General features: G+C 38.7%; 7 protein-coding genes. 4 read left to right on the top strand and 3 right to left on the bottom strand.

Annotated elements, in window-relative coordinates:
- Positions 1 to 12: 12 nt before the first annotated feature.
- Both D7Z94_RS21350 and D7Z94_RS21345 read left to right on the top strand, forming a co-directional pair.
- Positions 13 to 1401, top strand: a complete 1389-nt coding sequence (locus D7Z94_RS21350) for an NAD-dependent succinate-semialdehyde dehydrogenase (protein WP_120713650.1) — start codon at positions 13 to 15, stop codon at positions 1399 to 1401.
- Between the two features lie 113 nt (positions 1402 to 1514).
- Positions 1515 to 1955, top strand: coding sequence for a nucleoside deaminase (locus tag D7Z94_RS21345; protein ID WP_120713649.1), 441 nt, complete (start codon positions 1515 to 1517; stop codon positions 1953 to 1955).
- Positions 1956 to 2084: 129 nt separating this feature from the next.
- Here the strand turns inward: D7Z94_RS21345 and D7Z94_RS21340 are convergent, their stop codons facing one another.
- Both D7Z94_RS21340 and D7Z94_RS21335 read right to left on the bottom strand, forming a co-directional pair.
- Positions 2085 to 2495: a hypothetical protein gene (locus tag D7Z94_RS21340; protein WP_120713648.1), complete on the bottom strand. Its 411-nt coding sequence runs from the start codon at positions 2493 to 2495 to the stop codon at positions 2085 to 2087.
- A 164-nt stretch (positions 2496 to 2659) separates the two neighbouring features.
- Positions 2660 to 3091, bottom strand: coding sequence for a PA2169 family four-helix-bundle protein (locus tag D7Z94_RS21335; protein ID WP_120713647.1), 432 nt, complete (start codon positions 3089 to 3091; stop codon positions 2660 to 2662).
- A gap of 243 nt (positions 3092 to 3334) precedes the next feature.
- On the opposite strand from D7Z94_RS21335, the gene D7Z94_RS21330 reads away from it, so the two are divergent.
- Positions 3335 to 4483 carry a metallophosphoesterase gene (locus tag D7Z94_RS21330; protein WP_120713646.1) on the top strand — a complete coding sequence of 383 codons (1149 nt, stop codon included), beginning with the start codon at positions 3335 to 3337 and terminating at the stop codon, positions 4481 to 4483.
- Here D7Z94_RS21330 and D7Z94_RS21325 read toward each other — a convergent pair.
- Positions 4480 to 5934 (bottom strand): CotH kinase family protein, encoded by a 1455-nt coding sequence (locus tag D7Z94_RS21325; protein ID WP_120713645.1) that lies wholly within the window; start codon positions 5932 to 5934, stop codon positions 4480 to 4482. The two genes, D7Z94_RS21330 and D7Z94_RS21325, sit on opposite strands and share 4 nt — an antisense overlap.
- Positions 5935 to 6684: 750 nt before the next feature.
- On the opposite strand from D7Z94_RS21325, the gene D7Z94_RS21320 reads away from it, so the two are divergent.
- Positions 6685 to 11544, top strand: coding sequence for a translocation/assembly module TamB domain-containing protein (locus D7Z94_RS21320; protein WP_158594699.1), 4860 nt, complete (start codon positions 6685 to 6687; stop codon positions 11542 to 11544).
- The last annotated feature ends 3 nt before the right edge of the window (positions 11545 to 11547 follow it).

Here is an 11547-nt window from a genome sequence, read left to right as displayed (position 1 = left end):
AAAAATAGAAAAATGAGTAACAAAGAGCACAATAAAGGATTTGAGACCATAAATCCCGCTACGGAAAAAACAATAGCGCAGTACGAATATATGACGGAGAACCGAGCTTTGAAAGAGGTGGAGAATTGTCATAAAGCATTTTTAAAATGGAAATTGACCACCTTAGAAGAGCGTGCAACGCTAATTAAAGCAATAGGAAAGGCACTAGAGAAAAATAAGGACGCCTACGCGGAGCTCATGACAAATGAGATGGGTAAGTTATTAAAGCAGAGTTACCAAGAAATTGAATTGTGTATCGGAGTTTGTAAGTATACCGCTTCCATAGGGGTAAAGGAATTGGCTGATGAGCACAGAGATTTATCAGATGGCGGCAAAGGTATAATTCATTATGCGCCCATTGGTGTGATTTATGGAATTCAACCTTGGAATTTCCCATTGTATCAAGCCATACGTTATTCGATAGTGAATTTAATGGCAGGTAATGGCGTCTTGTTGAAACATGCCACGAATGTTACAGGTTCTGCCCTTATGTTGCATAAAGTATTTGAAGAAGCAGGATTGCCGAAAGACCTCTTTAAGGTATTGATAATCGAACATGATGTTTCCGATAAGATTATTGAAAATGACTTTGTAAGAGGAGTGACCTTAACAGGAAGCTCCGCGGCTGGAAAACATGTAGCTAAAAAGTCCGCAGAGGTTTTGAAGAAAACGGTTTTAGAATTGGGTAGTAACGATGCATACATCGTAATGGATGACGCTGATATTGATTTAGCTGCCAAAATTTGTGCGCAAGGGCGATTGTACAACAACGGAGAAACCTGTGTAGCTGCAAAACGATTTATCGTTGTAGAAAGCGTTTACGAAGCGTTCAAAACGAAATTCGTCGGTATTATGGAAGCTATTGTTGCAGCGGACCCAATGAAGGATGATTCTGATTTGGGGCCAATAGCACGAAAGGATTTAAGGCAAGAACTGCATGATAAGGTTCAGGAAAGTGTCAAAAAAGGAGCAACAATTTTATGTGGAGGAAAAATACCTGATGGTACTGGATTTTATTACCCTTCCACGGTTTTAGAAAATATCACTCCAGACCAGCCAGCATATAGCGAAGAGCTTTTTGGCCCGGTTGCGTCTTTGATAAAAGCTAAGGACAATAAAGATGCTATGCGCATTGCTAACGACAGTAAATTTGGCCTTGGGGGAGGTATTTTCAGCAAAGATGAGGACAAGGCGATTGAATTGGCCAAAAACCACTTTGATACTGGTATGATACATATCAACTCTTTCGGACTTGCACATCCTAACATGCCTTTTGGCGGTGTAAAAGATTCAGGTTATGGCAGGGAGCATGGCGGTTTTGGCATCAAAGAATTCGTTAATGTGAAGGCAATAACGCTATAATTGCTTAAGGCATAGTTTTTAAAGTAGAATACAGCCTAGGAATTCTGACATGCACAATGTAAGTTCCTGGGTTTGTACTTTTATAACACAAAGAACTTTGAAATAATACGGTTATGAACGAACACCATATGAGTTTAGCAATTGAAAAGGCCATTCAAGGAAGAGACGCTGACGGAGGAGGGGCTTTTGGAGCCGTCATCGTTAGAAACGACGAAATCGTATGTAAGGTTCATAATTTAGTGAAAGGAAAGGATGACCTCACACAACACGCGGAACTATTGGCGATACAAATTGCTTGCCAGACCATAGGTAAAGATAATTTGAAAGAATGTATTCTTTATACAAGTTGTGAACCTTGTATGATGTGTCTTGGAGCTTGTCATTGGGCAAAATTTAAGGCTATTTATTACGGAACTTCTGCGGAAGACGCGCAGCAGCATGGTTTCACCTATTCAAAATCATACCTTGATATGGATAGTACCGCACGACGAAGCGAGTTTAAGATGACCCAGCTATTAAGAACGGAAGCCTTGGAAGTGTGGACTAAATCTTAAGAGTTCAAAGTCGAGATGCACTAATGACATGGGAAAATTTAAAAAGTGGATTGTACTCGGAGCTTTAGCTAGGGCTGGTCCTTTATCCATGTTTAGGGTAACAAATTTGAATATTCATAAATGATAGTTCTATCCCGAGTTGTTAGCCTTCATCAAAGGAAAAAACACGATGGAGAAGAACACGCAAAAAAGCCAATCGTTGACCCCATACACAGCATAGAACATTCCCGCCATGGCATCTTTCTCAAAAACAGTTGCAAGGTTATTTGTAAAAATCCATTTAGCCCAAGTGATTCCATAAATAAGTTTTTCAAAGGCAAAGATACCGATAAGCCACGTAACATTTTGATAGGTTTTTGCAACGGAAATATAGGCCAATCCCCATACAACTATCATAACAAGCCCGAAGTTTGACATAACATCGGGGTCTGTTTCGTTGATGACTTTATTTGTAAAGAATCTTGAAAAAACCAGTACCGACATATTCATGAGTCCTGCAATGATAAATCCTTTGGCGATCGTTTTTCGTTTGAATTTCATGCGATTTTAATTTCTGATTAGTTTGCTTGCTGATTATTCCTTGGTAATTATATGTGGCAGAAAAGCTTATGTCAGAAATATATTGTGCTATACACTCTTTATTTCGGACATAAGCCTGTTAACGAAGTTCAATTGAACAATTCGTCGTTAGGTAAACTCGCGAATTACATAGTAAAAGAACTCGCAATACCTTCTTCAATTTCTCTATGCTGTCCTACTAAAATTTCTCTATTAAAATCAGTGATGGAGCTGTGTTTTAAAACTTCCTCGTACTGATTAAGAACTATTTTCTCAGCTTTTTTACATTCCTCTATGATGGCAACTTTGCTATTCCCCTTAAAGAATAAAAGTACGTCTGACCAAATTTTGCTTGCGGTTTGTGAAGGCAGTCCCACCTTTAGGGGAGTACCATTGAGTCTTATAATAATATCGGTCAACTCATTTACCATACTAGCTTTTTCCGCAGCCTTTACTACGAAAAACGATTTGAGTGTTTCATCATCTACATGCTCAATTCCCTTCTTATAAGTGTTCTCGGCGTGGTAATGAACTTCCAACAAATCATTTAATAAATCTACTACTTGTGAATAACTCATCTCTAATTTTATTTTTTGATTAATACCTTATTTATAAAAGCAATATGAAAGTTTTTAACTGATTTCTTTGACGTTATCAAATTTTAGATTGACGCTCAAACTAAAGACTCGCTATCATCCATTAAACATAATATGTTTTTTAGGTTTTATGCAGTAGGAATTTTGAGAAAATTAGTTCTTCCCAAGCCTATGAACAGTAATCGCTGCAATTCTATTTTGAGTACTTTTACTAAAAACATATGAATGGGAAGTAGGGGTGACATAATGCTGCAAAACAAAATGAATGCGTTGAAAGTAGCTGCTCTATGGGTCGCTTTATTTTCTTTTCATTTTCTGGTTTCTCAACAACAACCCAAGTCCATTCAGCTTGAGGGTCAAGATGGACCTTATCTTATAAACGATACACTCTACGAAGTTTCTCGGGAAAATAAGCTGGTCAAAACAATTCAGTATGATTTAGATTCGATAGGAGTAAGTGTCGCGAACCAGTCAGTGGATGAGTTCTTCGTGTCGATTCGCCCGAAGTATGCCATTCCTAAAAGCAACTATGAATTTCCAGAGAAATTAATAGCGATATCAGACATTGAAGGAAAGTTCGATGCCTTTGCCGGCTTCCTGCAATGCAATCAAATTATAGATGAAAATTTCAATTGGATTTTCGACAAAGGCCATCTCGTATTAGTGGGCGATTTTGTGGATAGAGGCAAAAATGTTACCCAAGTTTTATGGCTCATTTATAAACTAGAACAGCAAGCCGAGTTGAAAGGAGGGAAGGTGCATTTTGTTCTGGGGAATCATGAAGTGATGAATTTTCACGGAGACCACCGTTACAATCAAGGCAAGTATCTTAAAGTCGCCCAAGAGATAAGCGGGAAGCAGAACAACACCGAAGCGCTAAAGTATTTGTATTCTGAGAAATCGGAAATTGCAAAGTGGTTGGCCACTAAAAATGTGATTGAAAAAATAGGGGACTATCTTTTTGTTCACGGGGGATTGTCCTCGGAAATTCTAAACTACCAATTAAACCTTAAGGAAATCAACCATCAAGTCCGTTCGACCCATCATCGCGAAGATTATGAGAAGGATAGCGTAACTCAGTTTTTGTACAGTTCCAAAGGTCCGTTTTGGTATCGAGGTTTGATAGGTCAAAAACCGGAGGCTACAGCTAAAGTACAAAGTGAAATAGACCAAGTACTTTTGTATTACAAGGCAGAAAAAATGGTGCTAGGCCATACTGTTGTAGATAGTGTTTCAAAAGGATACAAGGGAAAAATAATACGAATCGATGTTTCGCATGGCTACCAAAAGTTCAGCGGAGAAACCAAAGGATTACTTATTGAGAAAGGCATCGAATACATTGTAGACGATTTGGGAAACAAAACCCGGCTTTAATTTTCCTTTAGTGTCTCAAAATGCTGGTCTAAAAAAAGTAGTCGGTCTTTCAGCCAGTTGGTGAGGTATTCATAATGGTCGTCCATTGACACTTCGTTTTGCCAGATAGTATATTCGCGTTCATAAACTTTTTCCTCAGTAAGCATATTATAGCTTGAATCGATTCGTGCAAGTAGGTTTTCATTGCTGAAAATAGTCTTTCGTAGTTCTTCCCAACGGGAGACAAGCCTACTCTTATAGTTTTCAGGATTCACACGTAAAAGCCTATCAAATAATCCATTGCTTAAAATATCATCGGTGGTGGAAATTCGCTTTCCAGCCTGAATAATTCCCATTACTCCGTCAAGGTCCCACGGCACGAAGAAATACTTACTTTCCGCATCATATCTGGCGATGTAATAATTCTTCCCCAAGTTATCGGTAGCCCTCATCAGGTTGACGAAAAGAAAATAGTCAATGGTGTTGTCGAGGTCGAGTTTGTTTGCAATATCCGAAGCAAATTCTTCATCAGTACCTTTTACGACAAGGCTTACCAAAACGGACAAATCATCCCAATGCGAACGATACTCTATTACGGGGTACTCCATCTCAAAACCCGCCCAATGTGGAAATAAATTCCTGTATTCAGGGGCTTTCTTAAACGAGGGTCCGCCTTCATACGAAGATGCCTTGAACAACTCTCCGTGTATACCATTTTCATCATTTTTCTTAAGCTGAAGCAGCTTTCGGTCTACGGATTCCGTCAATGCGTGTATGCCGTTGTATTGGGTATTCCTAAAAACCTCGACCAATTCTGAATCGATTCCGCTCTTGGCAGTTGGTTCCTTTGATTGGTAATGCGGTTGGTGCATGGCTAGCCAAATGTTATTGGCGATATACGAGCGTATTCGTAACGGTTCGTTATAAAGTCCGTCAAGAATCCAATCATCATCATTTCGTAGACTTTTAAAGGTGAAATCTTTTGAATCTTGCGAGAGACTGTCGCTCCAAAACTCCAAATCCTTTGATTTTTTAGGAAAGGTCAGCGAAAGGTTTCCTCGGTACTCAATACCCACAACGGTTTTGACCAATTTGTTCTTATTGAAATAGGTAAAACGAGCAGGCACTTTGGTGTTTTTATTGATGCTAGTATCAACGCGAATCTGGATCAAAGGGAGTCTGGTCGTATAAAGTGAATAGGCCTTTTTTTTCTGCCGGACTTTAATTTTTCTCGTATGCGAAAGTTGTGAAAGCGAATCGGTCAACAAAAACTTCTTCCCAAACTTGAATTGTGTGATGCTATTTTTTACTGCGGATATGGAGTCAAGATTAGCCTCATGCCAGACAATCATCTTATTGGTCTTATCGATGGCAAAACTTCCCTTTTTACCCTTAACGGATTGTGCAGAAATACCATTTAAAGTCAAAACCAGAAAGAGTATTAATAATGATATTATTCGGCTTATTCGCATATTAAATTTGATTTAACGAGATATTCGAGATGTAAAATGCTCCTAGGCTTATCTCGAAATCAAACTATTTTTCTTTTAAATGCCTAGTAGACTTACCCCGAGGTGATATAAAATTTGGAAGATGATGAAGGTAAGCGTTCAATTGTACTAATTTTACCCAGTCTTTTTTACCGTATCCAAGGGGGATAAATATAGGCATAAATAACATGGAATTTGCCTAGTACAAATCCTTTCGTAGGTTAGCTTAACTATCTCTTGTTCGAATGATATCTGAACATTCCTTTCGAGACAATCAATTAATCATTTGAGTACATCATACTTCAACTTGCTACTTAGTTTTGAAAAAAATAAAGTTGAGTAAGCTAAAGGCAAGAAAAATATTAAAAAGGAGGCATTATAATGTTTAAATTATAATTATTCTTCTTCTCATTTTTATATCATTAATAGTTATAAATTTCTGAGTTTTGGCGAAGGTTCTATGAATACTATGTTCTTTTTACAGGTAATAGGCTGAACAAGCATATGTTACTGGATCATTACATTTATTTCAACCAAATCTCCTTCTAAAAACAACTACCTTACGTATATAGGTTATACGTGTGATGACCTCTATTTATGAGTAAGAAAAATACAAAATACAGTAAACTTCTCAGGCGGTTCGTCAGGTTTATAATAGGCCTGCTAATACTTTTTATTGTCTTGGTTCTCTTCATAAGAAGTCCGTGGGGGCAAGATATTATTGTTAGTAAGTTGACGAAATACGTTTCTAATAAAACGGATACGAAAGTTGAAATAGACCGTCTTTTCGTAACCTTTTCGGGGAATGTTTTTTTAGAGGGAATGTATTTGGAGGATAAAATAGGAGATACTTTGGTCTATTCGAAATCCCTTGAAGCTAACCTTGCTTTATCTCCATTGATTTTTGGGAACACTTTGGATTTAAAAGCACTGGAGTGGAATGGACTAAGAGCCAACATTAGCCGATCGGATACTTCAGAGAACTTTAATTTCAATTTTTTAATGGAAGCGTTTGTTGGTGCGGATACTTTAGCCACCGAAGATACTTCGGAACCCATGCAAATCGATATCGGTACCATCGACCTTACCGATGTTGCTATCAACTATAAGGACGTTTATTTGGGAATAGAAAGCCAAATACGAATCGGCAAACTCCTTTTAGATGCAGACGAAACCGATTTCAACGGTCAGGTATTCAAGGTCGATAAGTTGGAATTTAATGACAGCCGAATATGTTATAAACAGCTAAAACCTTTTGTTGCTACCGAAGATTCTACAGAGACCCAATTGCCTTATTTAGTTTTGGAGCAGCTCGCCATTCAAAATGTTGAAATCGATTATAACAACCTTCCCGAGAACATTCTTTTTAAAGCAGCTCTTGGCGATTTTTTCATGGAACTGCCTAAGGCAGATTTAGCAAGGAATGATATCAATGTAGATTTGGTTTCTCTCAAAAATTCAACGTTTACTTTAAAACTCCCTAGTAATCCGACTCAATCGCAAGACAGTTTGCTTACCGAGGCAACGGCTACGAATTTTGAATGGCCAGATTATATTATTACAGCAGATAGAATTACCCTTGAAAATAACCGAATACAATATCAATCAGTAATTCCTGAGGATGCGAAAAAAGGTTTTGATGCAAACAATATTTCTATTTTCAATTTGGCGATTGATTTTACCGATGTAACCTACGCAGCTAAAAAAGCCAACTTAGAATTGACCACGTTTTCCTTCAAAGAACAAAGTGGATTTCACTTGAAAGATTTCTCTTTCGAAGGTCAAATAAACGATACGGCTGCAACCGTTTCAAACTTCAAACTTCAAACGAATAACAGTTCGGTTTATGGCGATTTGGGTATAAACTATTCCTCTTTATATGAACTCATTAATAGTCCGGAGCAGACAAGTATTCAACTTAACATTCCGAATTTAAATTTAGCACTCCAAGATGCCTTGATTTTTCAACCCACTCTTTCCGAAAATGAAAACTTTGTAAAAGCGGCAAAAAATTCTGTTGAGGGAAGTATCTCAGCAAACGGCACTTTAAAAGAACTTCTGCTAAACCAAATGCAAATTCATTGGGGCAAGCAAACTTCCCTTTCTGCCGAGGGAAAAGTGTTCAATCTTTTGGAACCGGATTCCCTTTCTTTTGATTTAAAGGATATCAAAGCGATTAGCACGCGTAAAGACCTACTGAATTTTGTTTCCGAAGAGGAATTGGGAATCTCCTTACCTAAAACGGTAGATATTACCGTTTCCGCCATGGGAACTATAAATGATATTGATGCTGACGCGCTCTTGCAAATTCCGGAAGGTAGGGCACAGCTTACGGGAAACTATTCCAATCAAAATCAACTTCAATTTGATGCCATTTTAAAGGTTGATAGCTTACAACTAAACCGATTACTCAAAAACGAACAATTGGGTAAAGTCTCTTTTACTATGGGTGCCAAAGGGAGCGGAACCGAAATCAATAGTTTGAACGCTACTTTGAATTCCGATTTTTCACAATTGGAACTTAACGGATACGATTTTTCAAACCTATCCCTAAATGGAAAAATCATAGCTGGAAAAGGCGACATCGACCTGAGTTTTAAGGATGAGAATTTGAACCTTACCGCTGACACCAAAGTCGATTTAGACTCCATAAATTCAAATATTAAGTTCTACGTGGAGCTTATCGGAGCTGACCTTTTTGCTTTGGGTGTCACGCAAGAAAATATCAAGGTCGGCGCAAAATTGAACGGAGTTTTTAAAGGGAATGCAAAAGACTTTACATTGAACGCATCGGTTGCCGAAGGTATCGCGGTTTATGACAATGAACAATATCAATTGGGGCAGTTACAACTTACCGCCAAAATTGATGAGACTAATACTTTGTTGGATGTAGATAGCAAATTTTTAGAGCTCGCCTTGAAATCGAACGCATCTCCCAACCAAGTTAGTTTCTCATTGCAGCGACAGTTCAAAGGCTATTTTGAGACCGCTATTGAAAAGGATTCTATTGTAAAACCTATAAACGCAACTTTGGATGTTTCCTTAAGACCGATTCCCATTTTGACAGAGGTATTTTTTAGGGATATACAGCAGCTCGATTCCATCACGGTTCATGCCGATTTCGATGCTGTTACCAGAAAAATATCTGCTGAACTTTTCGTGCCTTTTGCCCGCTACAATGGTACTGATTTGGATAGTTTGAAAATCATCGTGAACGGCAACGCTACCGATTTCAATTTTACCGCAGGTTTCGCAAATCTGAATTCGGACCCCATCTATATTAAAAAAACGCTGTTTGATGGAAATTTGAAGAACAAAGAATTGCTGCTTGATTTCAGTTCTTTCGATGACAATGAGAAATTGGTACATATTGCTTCTGAAATGCGACTGGTAAAAGATACCGCCCAACTTCACATCAATTCCAATGGGTTGTTGTTCAATAAAAAGAAGTGGTCGATTCCGCAAGACAATCAAATCACGATTGCCGATAGGTTGTTGCAATTCAAAAATGTGATATTGAGCCGAGATTCTCAATCACTAGAACTTAGTAATGCTATTTCAGGAATAGAAAAAGAGCACTTCGGATTGACCTTTGACAACTTTAAATTACAGACCTTTTTGAGTCTACTGAACCCTGATGAGTCCTTAGTTTCTGGAGACGTAAACGGAAGTTTTATTTTAGAAAATCCTTTTGAAGCCTCGGGTATCGTTGCGGATTTCAAAATAAACGAGTTGGGAGTTCTAGGAAATCCCTTAGGTAATCTGAAATTGAACGCAACTTCCGTCGGCTTGTCAGAATACGATTTCAACCTTTCCGTAAAAGACGGTGGACTAGACCTCGACCTTGTGGGCGATTATGCTGCGGCTTCGGAAGGCGCTTACTTGGACCTTGATTTGGCCCTGAGCAAACTCGATATAAAACTAGTGGAGGAACTCTCCAAAGGAAGTCTTAAAAATGGGGAAGGTTCTATTTCCGGAAACGTAAAAGTTACGGGAAGAACGGATAACCCCCAATATGATGGAAAATTCCAATTTAATAAGACCAGCTTCAACGTAGCCAGTTTAAATTCGACTTTTAAGATTTCCGATGAAACCCTGAAGCTAGACAATTCGGGTCTTTATTTGGATGATTTTACTATTGGCGATGCCAATGGGAATAGCTTCAATATTGCCGGTTCCATCTTGACCAAAGAACTTATATATCCTTCCTTTGACTTGAAGTTGACCGCGGAAAAGTTTCAGTTATTGAACTCCACAAAAGAAGATAATGAACTGTTTTATGGCACGGCAAGCATCAATGCCGATATTGCTATTAAAGGCGATTTAAAACTTCCCAAGATCGAAGGAAAACTTCGTGTTCGTGACGTAACCGATATTACGTATGTTGTACCAGAATCGCAACTTGATGTAGAAGAACGTGATGGTGTAGTCATCTTTGTGAACAATGAGAATCCCGATGCAATCCTAACAAGAAATGACCAAGAGGAAACGCCGTCAATATTTAGAGGTTTTGATGCGAATACGATTTTGGAAATTGCCGATGATGCGGTTTTCAATATAATCATTGACGAACGAACGGGAGACAACCTGCAAGTTTCAGGCGATGCCGCTTTGAATCTAAGTGTCGAACCCAATGGAAGAATCAATTTGACGGGTAGGTACGAACTGAACTCAGGCCATTATGAGACAAGTCTTTACAATCTGGTAAAACGAAAATTTGAGATTAGTCCGGGTAGTACCATCACTTGGCAAGGAGACCCGTCCGATGCTAAATTGGATGTTACGGCCGTTTACAATGTTGAAACTTCCGCAGAGCCCCTAATGTCTTCGGTAACTTCGGGCGAGGATATTAGTGTGACTGCCAAATACCGGCAAGTGCTGCCATTTTTGGTCTATCTCAATGTCGACGGCGAACTTCTAAAACCTGAACTTTCTTTTGGTCTAGATATGCCCGAAGACGTACAAGGTTCTCTTGGTGGTGCAGTTTATAGCCGTGTACAGCAACTCAACACACAAGAATCTGAATTAAACAAACAGGTATTTTCGTTATTGGCATTGAACCGTTTCTTCCCTGATTCTGGTAGTGATGGAAGTGGTGGAGGCACCGCCGCTATTGCCCGCGATAATGTGAACCGTGTGCTATCAGGAGAACTGAATGCCTTTTCAGATAAGGTTTTTGGCAATAATGGTTTCGAGCTGGATTTTGACCTGGATAGTTTTACCGATTATCAGGGTGACAATCCCCAAGACCGAACGCAACTGAACATCAATGCAAAGAAAAAACTGTTCAATGACCGATTGATTGTTAGTGCTGGAAGTGCTGTAGATGTTGATGGCAGCGCGCAAACGGGACAAGAAGAAACTCCCATTATTGGTAACGTGAGCCTTGAGTACCTATTGACCAAAGATGGTAGGTTTCGATTAAGGGGTTTTCGTAAAAATGAATATCAGAACGTCATTGACGGACAATTGATTTTAACGGGAGTTGCTTTGATTTTTAATAGAGAGTTCAATAAGTTCAGTAACCTGTTCAATCCGCTTGAAAATAAAGAGAATTTGAAATCGGAGAAAGATAAAAAGGATAAAAAATAGTCG

The sequence above is a fragment of the Ulvibacterium marinum genome, from assembly GCF_003626755.1.
Taxonomy (GTDB): Bacteria; Bacteroidota; Bacteroidia; order Flavobacteriales; family Flavobacteriaceae; genus Ulvibacterium; species Ulvibacterium marinum.
This window is presented reverse-complemented; position numbering and strand designations above follow the sequence as displayed.

Bases quoted from the DNA above. Each gene is read 5' to 3' on its own strand.
- D7Z94_RS21350 (WP_120713650.1), top strand. From the start codon at position 13: ATGAGTAACAAAGAGCACAATAAAGGATTTGAGACCATAAATCCCGCT.
- D7Z94_RS21345 (WP_120713649.1), top strand. From the start codon at position 1,515: ATGAACGAACACCATATGAGTTTAGCAATTGAAAAGGCCATTCAAGGA.
- D7Z94_RS21340 (WP_120713648.1), bottom strand. From the start codon at position 2,495: ATGAAATTCAAACGAAAAACGATCGCCAAAGGATTTATCATTGCAGGA.
- D7Z94_RS21335 (WP_120713647.1), bottom strand. From the start codon at position 3,091: ATGAGTTATTCACAAGTAGTAGATTTATTAAATGATTTGTTGGAAGTT.
- D7Z94_RS21330 (WP_120713646.1), top strand. From the start codon at position 3,335: ATGGGAAGTAGGGGTGACATAATGCTGCAAAACAAAATGAATGCGTTG.
- D7Z94_RS21325 (WP_120713645.1), bottom strand. From the start codon at position 5,934: ATGCGAATAAGCCGAATAATATCATTATTAATACTCTTTCTGGTTTTG.